Here is a 21,518-nt window from a genome sequence, read left to right as displayed (position 1 = left end):
ACGGCAACCGTCCAGCCGTCAGCGGTCAGTTGTACTTGACGACAAGATACGTCGCGCCGACGTTGATGAGGACGTAGAACGCGAGAATCGCGGCCGTCAGCGGCGTCACGTTCCCGTCGAAGGCGTTCCGGACGGTGTCGAACAGGAACAGGTACAGCGCCGCGTCGGCCGCGACGACGGCGTAGAGAATCCACTGGACCCGCTGGCTATCGAGGACACCGCTGTCGTCGTCCATACGTTCCTGCACATTGTCGCCCCGGACAAGACTGGTGTGGTCTGGGTCGGGCCGCGACACAACGGTTTTCAGCGACGCCGGCCTCGGGGGAGATATGACCGAGTACACCACCGTCTCGATCCCGAAAGATCTGGCCGACCGCGTCGAGGACACCATCGAGGGGACGAGTTTCTCCTCGACCAGCGACCTCGTCCGGTTCCTGTTGCGGAGCATCGTCGTCGAGCACCAGCGAGAGGGAGAACTCACCGAGGCGCAGTTCGCCGAGATAGCCGAACAGCTACAGGATCTGGGCTATCTGGAGTAGCTACGCGTCGAACTCGCCGTGGTCCGGTTCGACGTCGAGCACTTCCAGCGGTATCTCCTCGCCGGCCCGGTCGAAGACCGCTATCGACCCTTCGTCGTAGGGCGGGACGCCGACGAAGACGACTTCCGCGAGGTCGTCGGACTCGAAGACGCCCATCGTCCCCTCGGGGTGTGAGACGAACCGGCCCTGTGTCTGCCCGGCGGGCCGCCCGAGGTCGACGCCGAAGACGAAGTTCACCGAGTTGCCGGCCTGTGGCATGTAGAAGTGGGTGAACACCGGCGTCTCGCCGGGCACCTCGGTCCCGTCTATCTCGGCCGCTTCCGTCACCGCCAGCGAGAGGTTCACCGGGTCCGGGTGGTTCTCCTCGGCGTACTCCCCCAGATACGCCAGCAACCCCGTCGTCGCGTACACTCTGTCGAGCCCCATCAGCCGAACAGCATCTCGCGGGCGGTCTTGGCGTACAGTCGCGGCGTCCGCTTGCGCGCGCCCGAGAGTGCGTCCGCCAAGGCCGCTTCGGCGTCCTCGTGGACGCCCTCGCCGTGGCCCGTGAGGATGCGCTCGGGGTCGAACCGCCCGAGGCGTTTCGGGGGTTTCAGGCGCAGCGCCGGGTGGACGCCCAGCCGCTCGTCGTCGGTGACGAAGTGACCGGCCGTTCCGACCGCCTCCGGGACGATCAGGGTGCCGTTGTCCTCGCTGAACAGGACCGCCTCCTGCCAGAGTGCGTTGTCGATCAGTTTGTACATCCCGTAGCCCGACTCGCCAAGGTCGTTGCGGACGCGTTCGACCGGCGCGTCCAGTTTGTTCGCCACGCCGTCCATCCACTCCGGGATGTACACGGGCACCTCGTGCCGGCGCGCAATGGCATCGGCGTCGCGCTTGTGCCGATCCAGCAAGATTACGACGCCCGCCACGTCGCCGAGTTCCGCCACCTTCTCGTCTAGCCCGTCTGCGTCGACCGGGTCGATGAGCCACACCCCGCCGTCCTCACCGACGGCGGCGTGACTCGTCCGCTCCATATCCTCGTCCGGATAGGCGATCCAACCGAACCCGTCGTCGTACCGGTCTACCTCGCGCATCGCGGCCGGTCCCGACCCTTTCATTGGCATACGCTGACTGATGGCCGGGACACTGTTAAATGGGTGGCCCGCGCCGGCAGTATTTGCCACGCCTACACCCGTATTTGCCACCGATAGGTTTACGTATTAGATGCGTCTAATCCAGAGTAAGATGGACGTAGTTCGTCGTGCGAGTGCGGGTAATCGAGGTGAGCGTCAGTGGCAGATTTCCTGACTATCGTAATCATCGCGTCGGGGGCACAGCTAGCCGTGCTCCCCGGCGAGAAAGTGCAGTTCATCATCGCCGGGCTCTCGACACGCTATCACCCGCTTTTGGTCGTCTCCGCGGCGGGCGCGGCGTTCGCGGGCTGGACAGCGCTGGAGATCGGCCTCGGGAGCGCCCTCAAAGGTGCTCTGCCGCCGCTCGCCCTCAACGTCTTCACGGCAGTCCTGTTCGCCGTCTTCGCCGTCCTGCTGTTCCGGTCCGCGCCCGAGGCCGGCGAGCGGAGCGTGGCCACCGACGGCGGAAATCTGGGCGTCGAGAAGGACCTCGACGTGACCGTCCTCGGCTACGAAGTGCCGGACGCGCTGGGTGGGTTCGTCCCCATCTTCGCGATGATGGCCGCGGGCGAGTTCGGCGACAAGACCCAACTCGTCACCATCGGACTGGCCGCACAGTACGGCGCCCACCCCGGAATCTGGGTCGGCGAGATGCTGGCTATCATCCCCGTCAGCCTCGCCAACGCCTACTTCTTCCACACGTTCTCGCACAAGTTCGACGTGCGGAAGGCCCACTACTTCGGCGCAGCGGTGTTCGCCTTCTTCGCCGTCGACACCGTCCTCGCCATCACGACGGGCTTCTCCGTCTGGGAGACGGCTGTCGGGGCCGCCGCCGCGACCATCACCGGCCTGCTCTGATCGGGTTCACTCGACGGTGACTCGCTCGCCGCTCTCGTCGCTCTCCTCGATGGCCGCCGCGACTCGCTGGGCGGCCAGTCCGTCGGCGAAACTCGGCTCGAACGTCTCCCCGTTGGCCACCGCCGAGAGGAACGCGTAGTTCTCGTGGACGAAGGTGTGTTCCCAGCCGAGGACGTGCCCCGGCGGCCACCAGTTCCCGACGTAGGGGTCGTCCTCGTCGGTCACGAGCACGCGCTGGTACCCCCGGTCGTCGGCCAGTTTGACCTCCAGTTCGTTCAGGCGCTCCAGCGAGAACCGGAGGCTCCCCTCGGTGCCGTGGACCGTGATCGAGTGGTCGTTCTTGTGGCCGTCGGCCATCCGCGTCGCCTCGACGGTCCCCATCGCGCCGTTCTCGAAGGCGCAGTGGGCCGCGAACCCGTCGTCGACGGTCACCTCGCGGACTTCGTCGCCGCCCTCGACCGGTCGCTCGTCGACGAACGTCCGCAGACGGCCGCTGATATCGGCGATGTCGCCGACCAGAAACCGCGCGAGGTCGATGGTGTGAGTCCCGAGGTCACCGAGCGCACCGCTACCGGCCAACTCCTCGTCCAGTCGCCACACCCAGGGCGCGTCGGCGTCGACGAGCCAGTCCTGACAGTACCGGCCACGGAACTGTCGTATCTCGCCTATCTCGCCGCCCTCGATCAGGTCCTTCGCGTACTGGATGGCCGGGACGAACCGGTAGTTGAACGCGCAGGCGGTGGGAACGCTCGCCTCGGCGGCGGCCGCGGCCATCGCCTCGGCGTCGTCCTCGGTGTGGGCCAGCGGCTTCTCACAGAGGACCGGCGTGCCAGCTTCCAGCGCCGCGATTGAGGGCTCGGCGTGGAGGTGGTTCGGCCCGAGGTTGTAGAAGACGTCCACCTCCTCGACGACTGAACGCCACTCGGTCGCGGTCCGGGCAAATCCCAGCCTGTCGGCCGCGTCCGCGAGGGCGTCCTCGTCGCGGCCGACCAGCACCGACCGCTCGACATCGGGCGCGTCGGGGAAGAACATCGGCAGGCGCGCCAGTGCGTTGGCGTGTGCCTGCCCCATGAATCGGTACCCCAGTATGCCGATAGAGAGCGTCATACCACGACGCTCTCCCGGCACGGGGAAATAGGTTCGGTCAGAACAGCTGTTCGTAGAAGATGGTCAGGACGCCGATAGCGCCGATAATCAAGGAACCGCCGACGATAGGGAGCAGAAGCTGTCCGACTAGCTCACCGCTCACGCCGATAGCGCCGCCGATAAGCACCAAGATACCGAGGGCGAGGTAGCCAGCGGCGTTTGCGATGAACGTCGCCGCGTAGAGGACGTTGTCCTCGACGGTGAGGGCGTTCGAGATCCCACGGCTGTTCCTGATGGCCAGATACGGCCCGAACCCGAGGCCGACGGCGACGAACCCCGCGCCCGCCGCGGCGGCGACGATTGCCCCACCGATACCCGTCGGGTCACCCTGCAGCAGGCCGCCGATACCGATGAACAGCAGGAACCCGATTCCGAGCAGCGCGTACTCCCCGACCACGGTCTTGATCTGTGCCGTCACCGCCGGCTGCTGGAGTTTGTCGGCGAGGCCGGGTTCGGCGTAGCCCTGCTGGCCCGCCGGCTGACCGGGCTGGCCACCAGTCGGCTGTCCGCCCGTCGGCTGGCCGGGCTGACCGCCCTGCTGCTGTCCGGGCTGGCCGCCCTGTGCTTGCCCCGCTGACCGCCTTGCTGTTGTCCGGGCTGACCGCCCTGCCCCGGCTGACCACCTTGCTGTTGTCCCGGCTGACCACCCTGTCCGGGCTGGCCGCTCTGGGGCTGGCCGCCCTGTGACTGTCCGTCCTGACCCGTGTTCTGCTGACCGTCGTCGCTCATACAGGGGGCACATCACGACACCGACACATAAATCTACACGAAACCGGCGTTATATTCACTCGGTATCGAGTCAGAACCTTCCGTTAGGCCCAGTAGGCCTCGCCCGGTTGCTCGGTGAAGACGACCCGCCGGAGGAGGTCGACGGCCTTCTCTAACCCTTCGTTGGCGGAGGTCAGCGAGTCCTCGTGTTCGATAGAGAGCGCGCCGTCGTACCCGACCATCCGGAGCGTCGAGACCACGTCCCGCCAGTGGTCCTCGCCGTGGCCGTAGCCCACCGACCGGAAGAGCCACGAGCGGTCGAGTTCCTCGTCGTACGGCGTCGTGTCCAACACGCCCTTGACACTCGCTCGCTCGTCGTACACCTTGGTGTCCTTGGCGTGGACGTGGTGGATAGCGTCCCCGAGCACCCGGATGGCGTCAGTCACGTCGATGCCCTGCCAGTAGAGGTGGGAGGGATCGAAGTTCGCGCCGACGTACTCGTTGGTCCGCTCGCGGAGTTCCAGCAGGCCCGTCGGTTCGTACACCAGCATGTTCGGGTGCATCTCGATGGCGAGTTCGACGCCGTGGTCGGCGGCGTGGGCCGCCAGATCCTGCCAGTACTCCGTGGCGACCTCCCACTGGTAGTCGTGGGCATCGGCGTGTTCGCTCGGCCACGGCGCGGTAATCCAGTTCGGCACCGAGTCCTCGGGGCCGCCCGCGGGCAACCCCGAGAAACAGGTCACGGTGCGACCCCGAGGGCGTCCGCGAGTTCGACGGCCTCCCGGAGTTCGGTGTCGGCCTCGCTCGCCCTCTCGTCGTCGGGGTGCAGCGGGTTGTTGTGGGTCGCCAGCGCGCTGATGCGCATATCGTGGTCCGCGACCGTCTCCAGCAGGTCCGACCGGACGGCGGGGTCCTCCAGCGCGGCCCGCCGGTCGAGGTGGCTCTCGCCGGGGTAGCCGCCACAGCCTATCTCGACTGCGTCGACGCCGATGCCCGAAAGGTACGACAGGGCGTCTTCGAGTGACTGCTCGCCCAGTGGCACGGTGAGTACGCCAACGTCCATACCCGGAGTGGGACCGAGAGCGACTTAAAAGGGGGCGTCGGTCACGCCGTCTCGTAGCGGTCGAACAGCGTCGACAGTTGTTTGGCCCGCATCGTGAGCATCTGGGCGTTGACGTACATCTCGCCCAGCGCGAGGGTCTGCTCCTCGGCGATGGCGGCGACGTGTTCGGCCTCCTCGACGTTCTCCCGCGAGGTGGCGGCGGCCTCGTCGGCGATGGACGCCACCTCCTCGCTGGAAGCGGCTTGGTCGTCGGTCGCGTTCGATATCTCCTTGACGCCGCTGGTGGTCTGCTGGACGTGGTCGAGGATGGTCTCGAGCGCTGCCAGTCCCTCGCGGGCGTCTTCTTGTCCGGACTCGACGGTGTCGCGCATCTCGTCTATCTCGTCGACGGCGTCGGTCGTCTGGTCCTGAATCTCGGAGATCAGCCCCTCTATCTCGTTGGTCGCCGACTTGGTCTCCTCGGCGAGGTTCTTCACTTCATCGGCGACGACGCCGAAGCCGTTCTCGTCGCCCGTCGAGGCGTGAGCGGCCTCGATGGAGGCGTTCAGCGCGAGGATGTTGGTCTGCTCTGCGATGCCGTCGATCATATCGACTATCTGTCCGACCTCGTCCATCTGGTCGTCGAGGCGCTCTATGGACTCGACGACGGAGTCGGTCTGGTCGCCCACCTCGTCCATCGCCTCGGTGACGCCCCGGGCCGACTCGATTCCCTCGACCGTCTCCCGTTCGGTCTGTTCGGCCTTCTCGGCCACCTCGTTCGAGGAGGCCGCTATCTCCTCGATGGTCGCGGACATATCGCCCATCTCCGAGGAGATGCGGCTGATGTCCTGGTGTTGCTCGTGGAAGACGTCGGCTATCCCTTGGACCGTCTCGGCGACGTTCTCGGAAGCCTCCATCACGGCCTGTGTCGCCGCCGTCACCTGCTCGCTGGAGCCGGCGACGTCCTGACTGAACTCGTCCGCCGTCTCGATGGTCTGTTCGAACGCCGCCGCCATCTCGTTGAACTCCGCCGCGAGGTCGTTCAGCGCCGCGGACGGCGTCTCCGTCGACAGCCGACGGGTCAGATTTCCGTCGCCGGTCTCCTCGACCGCCGCACAGCAGCGCTCGATGTGCGTATCGAGGTCGCTCGACCCCGCGTCCTCGGCGGTCTGGACGCCGCCGTCCGTCGTCACTGGCCGCGCGGGGCGGTCCCGCTGGAGCGTCGCTAGCGATTCCCGGGCGGCGTCGAGTCGCCGCCGCAAATCGTCCCGTTCGGCGACGGTGTCCTCCAGTGCCGCCCGCGCCACGTCTCGCTCGCGTGAGGCGTCGTGGCGCGCGTCGAGTAGCGTCTCGAACCGCCTGTCCACGCCGCGGGCGGCGACCACGAGCGCACCGACCGAGGCGACGACACCGAGTGCCGCGAGAAAAAGATAGGCCGGGCCGGAGACGGCCACCGCGAGCAGTCCCTCGTAGCCCACGAGTGCCGGCTGTACCGCTAGCGCCGCACTCGTCCGCCGGTCGAACAACGTTGACATACGGTTATTTAACCCGATTGCGCATAAATATCCTTCCACCAGTATCATCTTTTGTTCTCGGACTTGTTCTGTTCCGGGTGAAGACGCCGTCTTCGACCGCTTTGAGCCCATTCTATGTCGAGCCACTCCATCAGTACCACTCCTGAGAACGACGGCGGTAAGTTCAAGAGCGGTGCTGGGAAACACCCACAGACGATGGCTACGAGCGAGCAGTTCGGCGGCGGTGCCGGCAGGGCGCACGTGGAGTTGCTCCACCGCCTCGTCGGCGGCGACGGCGCAACGGCGCTGTCGGCGTTTCTGGAGGGATTCACCGACCGTCACAGCGACGTTCCGCTAGAGGACGTCACCGACGAGAACCTCAGCCTCACGGTCAAGAGTCGCATCCTGAAGGAGTCGCCGCCGGACGTCTGGATCGAGTGGCCGGGCAAGAACCTCTCGCCGTACGTCGACGCGGGCGTCCTCGCGGACGTCGACGACGTGTGGGAGGGGAGGGACATGGCGCGGCAGTACCTCGACGGACCGCGGAAGGCCGCCCGGTTCGACGGCACCTACCGGGCCGTCCCGCTGAACATCCACCGAATCAACAACCTCTTCTACAACGCTGATCTGGTCGCCGAGGCCGGCGTCGATCCCGCGGGAGCGGACAGCCTCGGGCGTTCGTCGATATGCTCCGACAGGCCGCCGACGCCACCGGGACGACGGGGATGCTGTTCCCGATGCGGAACCCGTGGACGGTCCTGCAGTTGTTCGAGACGGTCCTGCTCGGCGAACACGGCCACGACGTCTACCGGGCGGTGATCGACGGCCGGGCCCGGACCAACCGCCGAGCGGTCGCCGACGCCCTCGACATCGTCAGCGACTACGCCGACCTCGCGACCGACGACGCGCTGTATATGGCGTTGACGGACGCCAACGACGGCTTCGTCGACGGCGAGTCAGTGTTCTTCCATCAGGGCGATTGGGCGGCCGGCGCCTACGCCGAGACGGACGGCTTCGAGTACGGCCGCGACTGGGAGCACGTACCCTTCCCCGGGACAGAGGGCCTCTACGCGATGAACATGGACGCTGTCGTCGCCTCCGCGAACACCGGCGACCCCGAGGCCGTCGGGGCGTTCCTCGAGTACGCCGGGTCGGCCGACGGCCAGCGCCGGTTCAACAGCCGCAAGGGGTCGATACCGCCACGGACCGACGTTCGGATGGACGAGTTCACGCCCTTCCTCCGGGGTCAACACGAGGACTTCCAGGCCTCGCGGGCGCAACCGCTGTCGATAACCCACGGGCTGGGCGTCGGCCCGCAGCAGTTGATCGAACTCAAGACGGCGATGTCGACGCTCGTCGCCGACTGGGACGTCGAGGCCGCCGCCGAGTCCGTCGTCGCCGCCCTCGAAGACTGACCGGCCCGACCGCACCCGTTTTATCGACCGCCCTCCAACGTCGCGCTATGTCACTGGAGACGATGGACCCCGATCCGATATTCGACGCCGAGGCCTACGACGACACCGTCGAGACGCTCGCCGAACACGACGACCTGCGGTACATCGTCTGGGGCGGCGACTGGTGTGGCGACTGCCGGAGCCAGCTGCCGGCCTTCGGTGCCGCGCTTGCGGCCGCCGGCGTCTCCGAGGACCGCATCGAGGAGATTCCCGTCGAGAAACTCGACGACGGGAGCAAGGAGGGACCGAAGGTCGAGGAGTACGGCATCGAGTATATTCCGACCGTCGTGGTCGAGCGCGTGTCCCCCGGGGACACGGACAGCGCGAGCGGCGACGAGCCGCGAGCGAGAGACGGCGAGGAAGTCGCCCGCTTCGTCGAGGAGGAACCGGTCCCCATCGCGGTGTACCTCGCCGACCAGATTCGGAACGCCTAGTCCGACAGCCACGACAGCGCCGCGTCCACATCGTGTTTCGGCGGCGAACAGCTAAAGTCCCGACAGGCGTACACCGTCGGGTCGCCGTCGCGGGCGTCCCGGTCGGCCCATATCGGCGGCGCGGCCTCGAACCCGAGACGGTCGAGCCACGACCGGAGGCCCTCGGCCGTCGGCGGTCGCGGGGCGAGGATTCGCGCCGGGAGGTACGTCTCGCCGATGCGCTCGCGCCACGCCTCGGGCACCGACTCTGCCGCTATCGTCAGCTCCGTCGAGCCGCCGGTGTAGCGGTCCGCGGCCAGCACGAGCGATGCGTGCTGGACGGGGCTGCCCTCGATGCGGTCGGCGTGGGTCTCGAGGACGGACTCGGCCACCGCCTCGAAGCGGTCGTCGGGCCGGAAGTGTGACAGCGACAGCAACAACTCGGCCGCGACGCCGGCGCTCGCGGGCGTCGACTGGTCGCCCAGTTCCTGGGGTCGCGCGACGAGGGCCTCGCCGCCGGCCGGCGTGAAGTACAGCGTCCCCGCCGATTCGTCGTAGAACCGGTCGACCATCGCCTCGGCGAGGTCCATCGCAAACGCGAGGTGGTCGAGTTCGCCGCTTGCCTGATACGTGTCGAAGGCCCCGCGGGCGAGGAAGGCGTAGTCCTCGAGGTAGCCGTCGATGGTCACCTCGCCGTCCTTGTACCGCCGGGAGAGCCCACCCGCTCCGTCGTAGAGGTGTTCCCGACAGAACGACACCGCCGCCGCGGCCGTCTCCGCATACGACGGGTCAAGCGCCAGCCCCGCCTCCGCGAACGCCGAGACCAGGAGGCCGTTCCAACTCGCCAGAATCTTCTCGTCTCTGGCGGGACGGGGCCGCTCGGCCCGGGCCGAGAACGCCTGTTCGCGGGCCGTCGAGAGCGTCGCCTCGACGTCCTCGATGGTGGTGTCGTAGCGCTGTGCGAGGTCGGCGACGGACTCGCTGACCGTCAGCACCGTCGTCCGCTCGAAGTTGCCGGCCTCGGTGACGCCGAAGCGGTCACAGAACAGCTTTGCGGCCTGTTCGTCCGCGACTGCGTCGTGGACCTCCGCGGGCGTCCACGTGTAGAACGCGCCCTCCTCGTCGCCCGCATCGGGGTCGTCCGGCGGCGGCGAGCGCGCGTCGAGGGTACTGAAGAACCCGCCCGCCTCGTGGCGCAACTCGCGCTCGCAGAACGCCAGCGTCTCGGCGGCCACGTCGGCGTAGCGCTCGTTTCCGGTCCGCTGGAAGGCAGTCAGGTAGAGCCGCGGTATCTCGGCGTTGTCGTAGAGCATCTTCTCGAAGTGGGGGACGACCCACTCGCGGTCGGTCGAGTAGCGGTGGAAGCCGCCGCCGAGGTGGTCGTAGATGCCGCCGTCGGCCATCGCGCCGAGCGTCTCGTCGACCACGTCCGCGAACGGGTCCCGTCCCGTCCGCGCGTGAGCGCGCAGGAGGAGGTGGAGGCGACCGGGTTGGGGGAACTTCGGGCCGCCGCCGGCCCCGAAGCCGCCGTACTCGCGGTCGGCGCTCCGCATCGCGGCGTTGGCGGCCGTCTCTATCACGTCCCCGCCGACCTCGCCGGGGTGGTCCGGCGTCGACTCCAGTTCGCCCTCGATGGCGTCGGTCCACTGCTCGGCACGGTCCTCGACCTCCTCGCGGTCGTTTGCGAAGGAGTCGCGGGTCTTCTCCAGCAGTTCGAGAAAGCCCGGCGAGCCACGGCGTGGCTCCTTCGGGAAGTACGTCCCGACGTAGAACGGCTCCTGGTCGGGCGTGAGCCACACCGAGAGGGGCCACCCACCGCGCCCGCCCATCAACTGGCCGATGGTCTGGTAGATGCTGTCGACGTCCGGTCGCTCCTCTCGGTCGACCTTTATCGGGACGAACGACTCGTTGAGAATCTCCGCGACCGACTCATCCTCGAAGCTCTCCTCGGCCATCACGTGACACCAGTGACAGGAGGAGTAGCCCACCGAGAGGAAGATGGGCTTGTCCCGATCCCGGGCCGCTTGCAGCGCCGTCTCGTCCCACGGCTGCCAGTTGACCGGGTTGTCCGCGTGCTGCTGGAGGTAGGGGCTGCCCTCCGCTCCGAGGCGATTCCGGGCGAGGGGGTCGTCCGTGTCGCTCATAGGCGGTGTTCGGGCGGGCCACAGTAAACACTCTCGGAGGGAACAGCAACCCTTTACTGGCAGTGCCGCGGGCTATCGCGTATGACAGAGACCGTGCTGCTGGTCGGCGGGGGCGGACGCGAACACGCCATCGCTCGCGCGCTGACTGACGCCGACTGTGCCCTGTACGCCTGTGCCGGCAACAAGAACCCCGGAATCGCCCGCGTCGCCGCGGGGTTCGAGACGCTGGAGACGACCAACCCGACGGCCGTACGGACCTACGCCGACGAGGCCGGCGCCGACCTCGCGGTCATCGGCCCGGAGGCAGCCCTCGAGGCCGGCGTCGCGGACGCCTTGGACGAGGCCGGGGTGTACACCTTCGGTCCCCGCGAGGAGGAGGCCCGCATCGAGACGGACAAGGCCTTCCAGCGGCGGTTTATGCGCGAGAACGACATCCCCGGCTGTCCGGACTTCGAGACGTTCGATGATATGGACGCCGCCGCCGAGTACATCCGCGAGTACGACGGTGACCTCGCCATCAAGCCCGCCGGCCTCACCGGCGGCAAGGGCGTCCGCGTGATGGGCGACCAGATAGACGAGGACGAGGCCGTCGAGTACGTCCGCGAGTCGGGCTACGACCGGGTCGTCCTCGAGGAGCGATTGGTCGGCGAGGAGTTCACCGTGCAGGCGCTTGTTGCCAACGGCGACGTGCGCGTCACACCGGCCGTCCAGGACCACAAACGGGCCTACGAGGGCGACGACGGGCCCAACACCGGCGGGATGGGCAGTTACAGCGACGCCACGCTGGAGTTGCCCTTTATGAATCGCGACGATTATATGGAAGCCGTCGACGTCATCGAGTCGACTGTCGACGCCCTCGATGGCTACAAGGGCGTCCTCTACGGCCAGTTTATGCTGACTGCGGACGGCGTCAAAGTCGTCGAGTTCAACGCCCGCTTTGGCGACCCCGAGGCGATGAACACCCTCCCCGTGCTCAACACCGACTTCCTCGACGTGCTGACCGCCGCCCGCGAGGGGTCGGAACTCCCGCAGTTGTCGTTCGCGCCGAAAGCGACCGTGTGTAAGTACGCCGTCCCCGACGGCTACCCGACCGATCCCGAGGCCGGCGCGGCGGTCACCGTCGACGAGGACGGTGCGGCCGAGATAGCCGCGGACTTCGACGGCGAGGCCATCCTCTACTACGCCAGCGTCGACGACCGCGAGGACGGCATCTACACGACGACCTCGCGGTCCTTTGCCGTCGTCGGCGTCGCCGGTTCGATCACCGAGGCCGAGGAGATAGCCGAGGCCGTGCTGAGCGAGGCCGGCGAGGACGGCCTGCGGATGCGCCACGACATCGGCAAACCCGACTTGGTCCAACAGCGCATCGACCACGTCGAGGAGTTGCGGTAGACCGCGACGACGAGGGCGACGCCGTCGCTCGTGCCGACCGGTCACACAGAAAGATAGTCGTGTTTTCGCGGGTCGCCCCCGGCCCGTTCAGTCGTCGGCCGCCGCGACCGCGCCGTGACTGATATCGGTCCCCAGTACGTCGAGGAACTGTGCGATCCACTCGGGGTGGTCGGGCCACGCCTGCGCGGTGACGAGGTTACCGTCGGTGACGACGCCGTCGACCCAGCTACACCCCGCAGCCTCGACCTCCGGTTGGCAGGCCGGGTAGGCTGTCGCGTCGTAGCCATCGAGGACGCCCGCCGCGGCCAGCACCTGCGGGCCGTGACAGATGGAGGCCACCGGCTTGTCGGCCTCGAAGAAGTGCCGGACGGCGTCCAGTACCTCGTCGTATCCGCGGAGGTACTCCGGCGCGCGCCCGCCGGGGACCACGAGCGCGTCGTAGTCGGCGGGGTCGATGTCGGCCATCGTCGCCGATAGCTCGAAGTCGTGGCCGCGGGTCTCCAGATACGTCTGGTCCCCGCGGAAGTCGTGTATCGCTGTCTTGACCACGTCGCCGGCCTCCTTCTCGGGACAGACGGCGTCGACCGTGTGTCCCACGGCCTCCAGTGCCTGATACGGTACCATTATCTCGTAGTCCTCCCCGAAGTCGCCGACGATCATCAGTATCTCCTTGCTCATTGGTGTCACTCCACGTGTACCGTGGAGCGCCACCGTACTAAGGTTGTCTGGAATGGACAAGTAACATATATTTTCGTGTGTGCGACACCCGACCCGTACCGAATCTTGAATACCGGGCCCGTGGTACCACGGGGTATGACTGCCATCGAGGTGGGCGACCACTTCGACTATCACGAGTACCGCGAGGGGCTGAAACTCCTCCAGGAGACGCGCGAGACGACACATCTCGCAAACCGGGCGGGGTTCGACTGTCCGGCCTGTGGCCGGTCCTTCGAGAAACTGCTGGTCACCGAAAAGCGGACGAACACGTTCAACTCGCCGCCCGGGCCGTTCTGTCTCGTCCGCACCGACGACCAGATGCTCGTGTTGACTCACTGACCGCCGGGCCAACCGCGAGATTTTAACCCGTCCGTCACGGAGGTACGTCTCAATGGCTTCGGGTATCGGCGAGTACGCGACCGGTATCGACGCGCGCCTCCGGCAGTACGACTGGTGGAAACACCACGTCCTGTTTTTCGCCTCGCTGCTGGTCGTTCTCCCGATGGTACTGCTGTCGTTTCACGGCCTCAGAGGCGTCTACTCGATTCTGGGTATCGTGAGCGTCGCGCGACTCGCCGCCAACCTCGCGATGTACGTCATCATCGCTATCGTCGTGGTGACGTCAATCGGTGCGCTCCCGGGCTACTACTACGACGCGAAGTACCTAGAGCGCGAGGGGTTCGACTACTCGCCGCGGTGGCCGCTCTACACTATCGTCCACGTGATTCCGGTGTTCGGGCCGTTCATCGCCGTCCCGCTGTACGTCATCCAGCGCTGGCGACACGTCGGGCTCCCGATGCAGGAGTTTCTCCCCTCGGGCTAGGCGGACTGTTCGCTCGGCGCGAGCTGTTCGACGAAGCGCTTGATCACTTTCTCCTCGGCGCGGTGGAGCGTCTCGCTGGCCGTGGACTTCGCTATCGAGAGTCGGTCCGCGAGGTCCGTGAGCGACGCCTCCCGCGGCGTGTCGTAGTAGCCGGCCGCGACGGCCTCGGTGAGTAGCCGCCGCTGGCGCTCGGTCAACAGCGGTTCCTCGGTGACGTGTTGTTGGATGTAGTCCACGGTGAACGTGATGTCGAAGGCGTCCAGTTGCTCGCCGAGAGCAGACAGTCGGTCCTGTGGCGCGGTCAGCTCCCACTCGGCGCTGCCGTCCTGTATCACGAAGGGCATCTCTAAGGGGACGCCCGAGTCCCGCGCCGGCAACAGCAACAGCGGCATCGTCGTCGAGAACTGGACCAGCGCCCGGTCGTCGTCGGCCCGCAAGAGGTCGATGTCGGTCACGTCCTCGTACGCTCGCAGGTCCGCGACCATCTCCGCCGGCCGGTCGGCGATTATCTCCGCCAGTCCGACGCCGTCGTCGCGTCCGAGATAGCCGCCAGTATCCGGACCGACGCCGTCGGATACGAGCGCGTCAGGTCGCCGATCCACACCTCCTCGGGCACCGTCAGTGTCAGTTTCGCGCGCGGCATCGTCCCTACACACCGGTTGTAGCCGGAAAACAGGTCCGCTTTTCCCGAATATGTTCGGCCAAACCGTCGGTCGGCCCCGAAACCATCATCCGGACGGGAGATACCACCACAACTATGGAGACCATCGAACTCACGCACACCGTCGACGCCTCCAGAGAGTCGGTCGCGTCGGCCGTCGACGACCTCGAACCGTTTATGCGCGCCGCGGGGTTCGACGAGGTGACCCTCGACGGCGACGAACTCACCATCGCCAAGGCCGTCGGTCTGTTGCGCATCTCGCTTGACCTCGAACTGTTCGACGAGGCGGACACCGTTCTCGCCTACCGGCAGGTTGACGGCATCTTCGAGGATATGGAGACACGATACTGGCTGGAAAATGGGGACGACGGGACGACGGTCCGCGTCGAGACTATCTTCGGGCTGGACGCGCCCGGCGGATCGCTGCTGGACGCGACGGTGATCAAGCGCCAGCGAACCAAAGAGATAGCGGGGCAGTTCGACTACCTCGACGAGCGCGTGGCCTGACGCTTAGTCCGCCGGCTGTTCGTCGTCGAGGGTCTGTTCCGGTAGCGCCCCGTCGTAGCTTTCGGGGACGTACGCACAGAGCGGGTCGGCCGCCATCGGGTCGCCCGTGTAGGCGTACGCCCGCGAGCGACTGCCGCCGCAGACGTGCCGGAACTCACAGGCCCCGCACTTTCCGCCCAGCGCGTCCGGGTCGCGCAAGCGCTCGAACAGCGGCGACGACCGGTAGATGTCGACGATAGAGCGCTCGCGGACGCTCCCGGCCGACTCGGGCAGGAAGCCCGAGGGGTACACCTGCCCGGTGTGGCTGACGAACGCGAACCCGTCGCCGGCCCGGACGCCGGTCCGCCGGCCGATGTCGTCGTCCGGGGCCGTCTCGGCCCCGCCGCCCGTCCGATGTTGGACGGCGACCCGACGGTAGTGGGGCGCTTCGGTCGTCTTGATACCGAACCGTTCCGCCTCCGACACGGAGAGGAGCCACTCCATAATCGACTCCGCGCGCTCCGGCGAGACGGGGTCGAGCACGCGCCCGCGACCGACGGGCACGAGGAAGAACACGCTCCAGAGGACGGCCCCGAGGTCGGCGGTCAACTCCCGGATGCCCTCCAGGTCCCCGACCGTCGACTGGCAGACGGTGGTGTTGACCTGTAGCGGCAGGCCTGCCTCGCGGGCGGCCCGCGCCGCCGCGACCGTCTCCTCGAAACTCCCCTCCTCGCCCCGGAAGGCGTCGTGGCTTGTGGCGTCCTCGCCGTCGATTGACACCGCCAGCCGCTGCAGGCCGGCGTCGGCCAGCGCCTCGATCTTCTCGGGCATCAGCGAACTCGTCCCGCTGGGAGTCATCGTCATCCGCAGGCCCAAACCGTCGCCGTACTCGACCAAATCGACGGCGTCGTCGCGCTTGAGCGGGTCGCCGCCCGAGAGAACGACCAGTTGCCCGTCGCCGAACTCGGCGGCCTGTTCGAGCAGGCGTTTGCCCTCTCCGGTCGTCAGTTCCGCCGGGTGGCGCTGTGGCTGTGCGTCGGCCCGGCAGTGGTCACACTCCAGTTCACAGGCCTGGGTCAGCTCCCAGATGAGGACGAACGGCCGCTGGTCGGTGTCGGCGTCGCCCGGCCGCATCTCACTCACCCACGTACGCCCGGACGACGTGGCCGCCACAGCCACACTGTTCGACGTACTCCAGTTCCACGTCAGGGACGCGCTCCTCGATGGCCCCGTAGAGGTACGTCTCCGGGTGACCCTGTTCGGCGTGGGTGACGAGGTTGACGTGGGTCCCGTCGACGGTGTGCTCGATGGCGTCGACGGCGTGGTCGACGATCAGTTGCCGGTCGTCGGCGTACTGTGGCTTCTCTAAGTTCGCCGACCAGGAGTTGTCGTGGACGTGGTCGGTCACCGGCTGCTGGCTGTCGCTCATATCTCCTCTTTCGGTCCCTGCCACCGTGGACGGACCGCCGAATATGTTCGGTCGTTCTCACTCCGGGCGCTGGGCGAGGACGACCACGACCGTCGTCGACTCGTCGGCCTCGCCCGCGACGGTGCGTTCGCCGTCGAACTGCAAGATGTCGCCGCCCGAGAGGTCGTAGCGCTCGTCGTCGAGGCGCAACTCCATCGCGCCCTCGAGGACGTGGAAGACGATGTCCGTCCCGGGGTGGTCGTGCTCCTCGACTGTCTCGCCGGGGTCTAAGTCGACCCGGACCGTCCGGGGGTTGTCGGTGAAGACGGGGTATTTCGTCGCCGATTCGAGTTCGTCGAGCGTCGCGCGTTCGACCATCGTGATGGACGTTTGCCGCCGACGCTCGTGCATCCCGTCCCGAACACGTTCGCCTACTCGGTGGGTCCGTCCAGTCGCTCCCAGAGGACGATGGCCGGCATCGAGTAGGGGCTGTGGCCGCGGACGACGACCAGCATATTCGCGCCGAAGACGAGCGTCCCGAGGAGGAGCGCCCCGGCTCCGAACGGGATGGCGGCCGACCCGACAAGTCCAGCCTCGCCCACCACGAGGACAACGGCTCCGACGGAGAGACACGCGAAGTCGACGGCGGCGAGGCGGTCGTCGTAGAGGTCGTCGATCATCGGCACTTTCTCCAGTCCGAGGCGGTCGCTGTAGCGGTGGAACCACACGACGAACGGGACGACGTGGTACAGCGTCCCGACGACGACGAACAGCAGGACGCCCAGCAAGAGCACGGAGGCGGCCGGCTCCGGACCGAACCGCGTCAGGTAGGCCGTGGGGTCGGCCAGCCACGACGGGAGCGTCAGCCCCGCCCACAGGAGCATCGCCGCGACGACCACGGCGTAGCGCGTCAACACCGGCGTCCACTCCGTTCGGGTGGCCAGCAGTTGCCGCCCGACGACAACGGCGGCGACGGCGACACCGCTCACCGTCAGGACGGCCCCGACACGGGCGAGGGGGACGACGCCCGCGAGACGACCGCCCGCCAGCGCCAAGACGCCGACCGGATACGCCACTGACTCCCCGCGGACCAGCCACCGGTCTACCGCGTCGAACTCGGACTGGGTGAACATCTGGACGAGCTGATATATCGCGCCCAGCACCGTCGTCAGGACGATGCCGAACACCGCGCCAGTGACGTGGGCCAGTAGGACGTTCATTCGCGTGGCTGGGAGGTTGGACACCAGTCCGGGACGGCCGTACAGCAGTCCGAGAACCACGCCCAGCAGGGGGACGACGACCATCCAGCACAGCGCCACGGCGAAGTGACCGGTCGTCACGTCCGGGCGGCCGGCGCTAGCGATGGTCCGTCCGACGTTGTACGCGAAGACGAGCGCACCGGCCACCGCGAGGACGGCGACGTACGGCAGCGACGCCAGCGCGCCCGTCAGGAAGTGCCCGACGACGCCGACGATACCGGCCGTGAACAGCCACAACTGCGCGACGGCCAACCGGTCGCTGTGGAGGGTCACGCCCGCCCACACCGGGACGAACTGTGTCATCGCGCCCATAATGGTAATACAGACCCACCCGGCGACCAGCAGGTGCCGCGTCGCCACGCCGGCCATCGCGGGCGCGGCGTCGAGCGCCGACAGCGTCCACAGCGCCGCGGCACCGACGAGCAGCACGATACCGACGAGGAAGTGACGCAACGGGACGGTCAGCGGCGGCGTCGTGTCCGTCTCGATGCCGTCTGGAATCGCAGCCATACGCGCACGTTCGACCCCGATCCCCCTCGGCGTCCTCCCGAACGTGTTCGGTCAGGCCCAGTTGTCCCGGTCGAGGACGAACGTCGAGACGTGGGCGGCCAACTCCCGGGCGGCGGCCTCGCTGCCGGCGTGGAGGTCCCCCGAGACGGGCCCGGCCTCGCCGCCGACGCCCTCGGCCTGTGAGAGCGGGTCGGTCCCGGTCGGGTAGGTCCGCCGGTCGGCCACCCGGTCACGGAGCGACTGGACGGCCCGCGACGTGAGCGCCGCGTCGAGGTGCTGGAGGTCGTACCGGACGATCCATCCCCGCCGGGCGTCCCTGATAGCCAGCGCCGGCCGGCCGTCGGCGACGCACCGCTGCCAGATGCGACGGCGCTGCTCCTCGTCACTGTACACCGGCACGTTCGACGGCGCGAGATGATCCATAGCGACCGTTAGCGCCGGAGCAGTAAGTCCGTGACGCCGCTACCGCACCGCCTCGGTCGCCTCGGCCATAATCTCGATGGCCTCCCGGAGCGTCTCCTCGTCGGTCGCGTAGGAGATGCGGGCGTAGCCCTCGCCGTTGTCGCCGAAGGCCTCGCCCGGGACGACGACCACGCCGCGGTCGATGACCTCGTCGACCCATCCCTCGGGCACCTTCGGCATCGCGTAGAAGGCTCCCCTCGGTGTCGGACACTCAAGCCCCATCTCGGCCAATCCCTCCAACAGGATGTCGCGGCGACGCTGGAAGGCGTCGCGCATATCCTCGACCGGTTCCTGTGGTCCCGTCAGCGCGGCCTCGGCGGCGTACTGGGCCGGCGCGCTGGCACAGGCCTGTGCGTACTGGTGGACCCGGAGCATCCGTTCGATGCGCTCCTCGCTCCCGGTGACCCAGCCCAGTCGCCACCCCGTCATCGAGTAGGCCTTCGAACAGGCGTTGACGACGACCACGTTGTCGGTGTCGGCGAACTCCGCCGGCGAGCGGTGTGTCCCCTCGAATATCTGGTGTTCGTACACCTCGTCGGAGATACAGAGGACGTCGTGTTCGTCGGCGATGCGGGCGAACTCCTTCATATCCTCCGGCGGTTGAACCGCGCCGGTCGGGTTCGCGGGGCTGTTGACGACGAACGCGGCGGTGTCGTCGTCGATAGCGTCCTCGACCGTCGCGGGGTCGAGGGTGAGGTCCTCGCGGAGGCCGACGGGCCGCGGGTCGCCGCCCGCGAGGTGTGTCAGCGCCTCGTAGGAGACGAACCCCGGATCGGGGTAGATGACGTTCTGGCCCGCGTCGACGTGGGCCTCCAGCGCGATGTGGAGCGCCTCGCTCCCGCCGGAGGTGGCGATAATCTCCTCGGGGTGGACGTCGAGGTCGTTGTCCCGGAAGTGCTTGGTGCTGATCGCCTCCCGCAGGTCCTCGGTCCCCTTGTTCGAGGTGTAGGCGTCGGCCTTGCCGGCCTCGATGGCCTCGATTGCGGCCTGTCTGGCGTGCTCGGGCGTGGGGAAGTCCGGTTGCCCGAGGCCGAGGTTTATCGCGTCCTCGCCCGCGGCCTCGAACACTTCCCGAATACCCGAAATCGACACCTGCTCGACCCGCCGAGAGAACTCCGTCATACACGAGTGCCCGGGCCGGGAGGCGATAAGTGGTGTGGGTACGACGCTGCCGGACCGACCGGGTGGCCTCGCCCGTCTCCGTGGCCTCCTCCGCGTGGAGCCGCCACGTTAAAGCGGGTCAGGACCTAACGCGGAGGTGATGAGCATCGAGACAGACGCGGCAGACCCGACAGGCGAGAGCGTCGAGGACCTCGCGAGCGCTCTCGGCGACGCCATCACGGACCTCCCGGAATACCAGACGTTTCTCGAAGCCAAGGAGGCCGTCGAGGCCGACGAGGAGGCCCAAGAGCAGATCGCGGAGTTCGAGCAGATCCGCGAGGAGTATATGATGGCCCGCCAGACCAATCAGGCCACCCAAGACGACCTCCGGACGCTGAAACAGGCCCAGCAGGAACTCCACCAGATTCCCGTGATGGCCGACTTTCAGGAGGCCCAGAGCGATCTGGAACTGCGCCTGCAGGAACTCAACGAAGTCATCTCCGCGCCGCTTGCGGTCGACTTCGGCGAGAAGTCCGGCGGCTGCTGTCAGGACTGAGGACCGCCGCTACAGCGTTTTTCCTTCAATCGTGGAGTTCGTTACACCGCTCGGCCAGCTCTAGGTCCTTCTCGGTGATGCCGCCCGCGTCGTGGGTCGTCAGTCGCACCTCGACCTCCCGCCAGTTGATGACGATTTCGGGGTGGTGGAACGCCTCCTCGGCGAGGCCGCCGACGCCGCCGGCGAAGCCGACGCCGCCGAGATAGCTGTCGAACTCGAACGTTCGGGTTATCTCGTCGCCGTCGCGCTCCCAGCCCTCGGGCAGTCCGGCCTCGACCTCGGCGTCGCTGAGTGTGTCACTCATACTCGCTTCGAGGGGTGCCTCTCCCAAAACGGTTGGCCTGCCGGCAGTCAGTCGTCCAGTTGTTCGAGGACGGCGGCGGGCATCTGCTCGCGGGCGGCCTCGGGGATTTCATCGGGCATCTCCTCGGGGAGGTCCTCCGGACTCATCTCGCCGACGAACGTCTCGGGCATCTCAGCCTCACCGCTGAACTCCGGATCGAACAACTTGAGGGCGGTGTTGATCGTCGACCAGTCGTCCTCCTCGGCGGCGTCCCGGAGGCTGGTCGTCGGCGGCGCGAGCAGTTGGTTGACGATGGAGTCGGCCATCGACTCGACGATACGCTGTTGCTCGTCGTCTAAGTCCATCTCCGAGAGTGCGCGGTCGAGTTCGGCGGCCTTGAGCCGTTCGGCGCTCTCGTACATCGCCGAGATGACCGCGTCCGCTCGCTCGCGCTTGAACTGGGTCAGCAGTTCCTCCAACCCCTCGTCGACGTACTCCTCGACGGCCATCGCGGCGTCCTGTCGGCGCTCGCGGGTCTCGGTGGTCACGGCCTCCAAGTCGTCGAGGTCGTACGCCGTGACAGACGCGAGGTCCGTCGCCGCCGACGGCACGTCGTGTGGCTGGGCGAGGTCGACGACGACTGTCTCCCCGGCCGTCGCCAGCGTCTCGGTGTCGAACACTGTCCCCGGACTCCCCGTCGCGGTGACGACCAGCGCCGCCGCCTCGGTGGCCGCTGGGAGCGCGTCCAACCCGAGGGCGGCCCCGTCGGTGTCGACGCTGTCGACGACGTGTTCGGCGTGGGGGACGGTCCGGTTGGCGACGAGTAACCGGCCGACGTCCGTCCGGCCGTCAAGCGCCTTGGCGGTCAGCGTCGCCATCTCGCCGGCCCCGACGACTAGCGCTGTCTCGCCGTCGAGCGAGCGCTCG

Annotated in this window: 25 protein-coding genes and 3 pseudogenes; 10 read left to right on the top strand and 18 right to left on the bottom strand. The window is 67.5% G+C overall.

Annotation, left to right across the window (positions count from 1 at the left end):
- Positions 1-25 precede the first annotated feature (25 nt).
- The gene (locus GJ629_RS06125; RefSeq protein ID WP_157512207.1) at positions 26-235 is read right to left on the bottom strand and encodes a hypothetical protein; all 210 of its coding nucleotides are present in this window, start codon (positions 233-235) and stop codon (positions 26-28) included.
- A 94-nt stretch (positions 236-329) separates the two neighbouring features.
- Between GJ629_RS06125 and GJ629_RS06120 the strand changes: the two genes are divergently transcribed.
- Entirely contained in the window at positions 330-539 is a 210-nt protein-coding gene (locus tag GJ629_RS06120) for a ribbon-helix-helix domain-containing protein (protein ID WP_157512206.1), read from the top strand.
- Here GJ629_RS06120 and GJ629_RS06115 read toward each other — a convergent pair whose 3' ends face one another.
- Complete coding sequence (locus GJ629_RS06115; protein ID WP_231754515.1) at positions 540-965, bottom strand: hypothetical protein; 426 nt, start codon at positions 963-965, stop codon at positions 540-542. It lies immediately after the preceding gene.
- Positions 965-1,645 carry a hypothetical protein gene (locus GJ629_RS06110; protein ID WP_157512205.1) on the bottom strand — a complete coding sequence of 227 codons (681 nt, stop codon included), beginning with the start codon at positions 1,643-1,645 and terminating at the stop codon, positions 965-967. Before GJ629_RS06110 ends, GJ629_RS06115 begins: the two co-directional genes overlap by 1 nt.
- Before the next feature lie 168 nt (positions 1,646-1,813).
- Between GJ629_RS06110 and GJ629_RS06105 the strand changes: the two genes are divergently transcribed.
- Positions 1,814-2,512 (top strand): TMEM165/GDT1 family protein, encoded by a 699-nt coding sequence (locus GJ629_RS06105; protein WP_370515807.1) that lies wholly within the window; start codon positions 1,814-1,816, stop codon positions 2,510-2,512.
- Between the two features lie 6 nt (positions 2,513-2,518).
- Here the strand turns inward: GJ629_RS06105 and GJ629_RS06100 are convergent, their stop codons facing one another.
- The 4 genes and pseudogenes from GJ629_RS06100 to GJ629_RS06085 form a co-directional block, all read right to left on the bottom strand.
- Positions 2,519-3,619, bottom strand: a complete 1,101-nt coding sequence (locus GJ629_RS06100) for a Gfo/Idh/MocA family protein (protein WP_157512204.1) — start codon at positions 3,617-3,619, stop codon at positions 2,519-2,521.
- Positions 3,620-3,656: 37 nt separating this feature from the next.
- Positions 3,657-4,076 (bottom strand): hypothetical protein, encoded by a 420-nt coding sequence (locus GJ629_RS06095; protein ID WP_157512203.1) that lies wholly within the window; start codon positions 4,074-4,076, stop codon positions 3,657-3,659.
- Positions 4,077-4,470: 394 nt separating this feature from the next.
- Positions 4,471-5,429 (bottom strand): annotated as a pseudogene (locus tag GJ629_RS06090) (sugar phosphate isomerase/epimerase family protein).
- A gap of 41 nt (positions 5,430-5,470) precedes the next feature.
- Positions 5,471-6,943 carry a methyl-accepting chemotaxis protein gene (locus GJ629_RS06085; protein WP_157512202.1) on the bottom strand — a complete coding sequence of 491 codons (1,473 nt, stop codon included), beginning with the start codon at positions 6,941-6,943 and terminating at the stop codon, positions 5,471-5,473.
- Positions 6,944-7,057: 114 nt separating this feature from the next.
- Between GJ629_RS06085 and GJ629_RS17545 the strand changes: the two genes are divergently transcribed.
- The 3 genes from GJ629_RS17545 to GJ629_RS06070 are packed head-to-tail and all read left to right on the top strand — an operon-like array spanning position 7,058 to position 8,810.
- A complete protein-coding gene (locus tag GJ629_RS17545) occupies positions 7,058-7,741 on the top strand; it encodes an ABC transporter substrate-binding protein (protein ID WP_157512201.1) in 684 nt (227 codons plus the stop codon).
- Positions 7,648-8,337, top strand: a complete 690-nt coding sequence (locus GJ629_RS17540; RefSeq protein ID WP_370515808.1) for an extracellular solute-binding protein — start codon at positions 7,648-7,650, stop codon at positions 8,335-8,337. The genes GJ629_RS17545 and GJ629_RS17540 overlap by 94 nt, the downstream gene beginning before the upstream one ends.
- 47 nt (positions 8,338-8,384) lie before the next feature.
- Positions 8,385-8,810 carry a thioredoxin gene (locus GJ629_RS06070; protein WP_157512199.1) on the top strand — a complete coding sequence of 142 codons (426 nt, stop codon included), beginning with the start codon at positions 8,385-8,387 and terminating at the stop codon, positions 8,808-8,810.
- On the opposite strand, the gene GJ629_RS06065 is transcribed toward GJ629_RS06070, so the two are convergent.
- Complete coding sequence (locus GJ629_RS06065; RefSeq protein WP_157512198.1) at positions 8,807-10,933, bottom strand: thioredoxin domain-containing protein; 2,127 nt, start codon at positions 10,931-10,933, stop codon at positions 8,807-8,809. The two genes, GJ629_RS06070 and GJ629_RS06065, sit on opposite strands and share 4 nt — an antisense overlap.
- Before the next feature lie 81 nt (positions 10,934-11,014).
- Here GJ629_RS06065 and purD point away from each other — a divergent pair, with 81 nt between their 5' ends.
- On the top strand, positions 11,015-12,325 hold the full coding sequence (purD, locus tag GJ629_RS06060) for a phosphoribosylamine--glycine ligase (RefSeq protein ID WP_157512197.1): 1,311 nt from the start codon (positions 11,015-11,017) through the stop codon (positions 12,323-12,325).
- Positions 12,326-12,412: 87 nt separating this feature from the next.
- On the opposite strand, the gene GJ629_RS06055 is transcribed toward purD, so the two are convergent.
- The gene (locus tag GJ629_RS06055) at positions 12,413-13,003 is read right to left on the bottom strand and encodes a DJ-1/PfpI family protein (RefSeq protein WP_197428460.1); all 591 of its coding nucleotides are present in this window, start codon (positions 13,001-13,003) and stop codon (positions 12,413-12,415) included.
- A gap of 135 nt (positions 13,004-13,138) precedes the next feature.
- Here GJ629_RS06055 and GJ629_RS06050 point away from each other — a divergent pair, with 135 nt between their 5' ends.
- Together GJ629_RS06050 and GJ629_RS06045 are read left to right on the top strand one after the other, a co-directional pair.
- Entirely contained in the window at positions 13,139-13,381 is a 243-nt protein-coding gene (locus GJ629_RS06050) for a flagella cluster protein (RefSeq protein WP_157512196.1), read from the top strand.
- Positions 13,382-13,433: 52 nt separating this feature from the next.
- Positions 13,434-13,865: a hypothetical protein gene (locus GJ629_RS06045; RefSeq protein ID WP_157512195.1), complete on the top strand. Its 432-nt coding sequence runs from the start codon at positions 13,434-13,436 to the stop codon at positions 13,863-13,865.
- Here GJ629_RS06045 and GJ629_RS06040 read toward each other — a convergent pair.
- Positions 13,862-14,508, bottom strand: a pseudogene (locus GJ629_RS06040) (helix-turn-helix domain-containing protein). The gene GJ629_RS06045 and the pseudogene GJ629_RS06040 sit on opposite strands and share 4 nt — an antisense overlap.
- A 114-nt stretch (positions 14,509-14,622) precedes the next feature.
- Here GJ629_RS06040 and GJ629_RS06035 point away from each other — a divergent pair.
- Positions 14,623-15,033: an SRPBCC family protein gene (locus GJ629_RS06035; protein ID WP_157512194.1), complete on the top strand. Its 411-nt coding sequence runs from the start codon at positions 14,623-14,625 to the stop codon at positions 15,031-15,033.
- A 3-nt stretch (positions 15,034-15,036) separates the two neighbouring features.
- Here the strand turns inward: GJ629_RS06035 and GJ629_RS06030 are convergent, their stop codons facing one another.
- Genes GJ629_RS06030 through GJ629_RS06005 form a run of 6 tightly spaced genes read right to left on the bottom strand, consistent with a single transcriptional unit; the run spans position 15,037 to position 19,773 of the window.
- Positions 15,037-16,146, bottom strand: coding sequence for a TIGR04053 family radical SAM/SPASM domain-containing protein (locus GJ629_RS06030; RefSeq protein ID WP_157512208.1), 1,110 nt, complete (start codon positions 16,144-16,146; stop codon positions 15,037-15,039).
- Between the two features lies 1 nt (position 16,147).
- Positions 16,148-16,441, bottom strand: a complete 294-nt coding sequence (locus GJ629_RS06025) for a CGCGG family rSAM-modified RiPP protein (protein WP_157512193.1) — start codon at positions 16,439-16,441, stop codon at positions 16,148-16,150.
- A gap of 57 nt (positions 16,442-16,498) precedes the next feature.
- Positions 16,499-16,831 (bottom strand): cupin domain-containing protein, encoded by a 333-nt coding sequence (locus GJ629_RS06020; protein ID WP_157512192.1) that lies wholly within the window; start codon positions 16,829-16,831, stop codon positions 16,499-16,501.
- A 20-nt stretch (positions 16,832-16,851) separates the two neighbouring features.
- Positions 16,852-18,189, bottom strand: a complete 1,338-nt coding sequence (locus GJ629_RS06015) for a hypothetical protein (protein WP_157512191.1) — start codon at positions 18,187-18,189, stop codon at positions 16,852-16,854.
- 51 nt (positions 18,190-18,240) lie between these two features.
- Positions 18,241-18,612 carry a hypothetical protein gene (locus tag GJ629_RS06010; protein ID WP_157512190.1) on the bottom strand — a complete coding sequence of 124 codons (372 nt, stop codon included), beginning with the start codon at positions 18,610-18,612 and terminating at the stop codon, positions 18,241-18,243.
- Between the two features lie 39 nt (positions 18,613-18,651).
- The gene (locus tag GJ629_RS06005; protein WP_157512189.1) at positions 18,652-19,773 is read right to left on the bottom strand and encodes a pyridoxal phosphate-dependent aminotransferase; all 1,122 of its coding nucleotides are present in this window, start codon (positions 19,771-19,773) and stop codon (positions 18,652-18,654) included.
- 139 nt (positions 19,774-19,912) lie between these two features.
- On the opposite strand from GJ629_RS06005, the gene GJ629_RS06000 reads away from it, so the two are divergent.
- Positions 19,913-20,308: a YlbF family regulator gene (locus GJ629_RS06000; RefSeq protein ID WP_157512188.1), complete on the top strand. Its 396-nt coding sequence runs from the start codon at positions 19,913-19,915 to the stop codon at positions 20,306-20,308.
- A gap of 25 nt (positions 20,309-20,333) precedes the next feature.
- On the opposite strand, the gene GJ629_RS05995 is transcribed toward GJ629_RS06000, so the two are convergent.
- Entirely contained in the window at positions 20,334-20,612 is a 279-nt protein-coding gene (locus GJ629_RS05995; RefSeq protein WP_157512187.1) for a 4a-hydroxytetrahydrobiopterin dehydratase, read from the bottom strand.
- A 47-nt stretch (positions 20,613-20,659) separates the two neighbouring features.
- Positions 20,660-21,518, bottom strand: a pseudogene (locus GJ629_RS05990) (glutamyl-tRNA reductase); the annotation flags it as partial.

Origin of the sequence: Halapricum sp. CBA1109 (assembly GCF_009741825.1) — an archaeon.
Classification (GTDB): domain Archaea; phylum Halobacteriota; class Halobacteria; order Halobacteriales; family Haloarculaceae; genus Halapricum.
The sequence above is the reverse complement of the archived record's forward strand: the minus strand, read 5'-3'. Positions and strand labels throughout refer to the sequence as shown.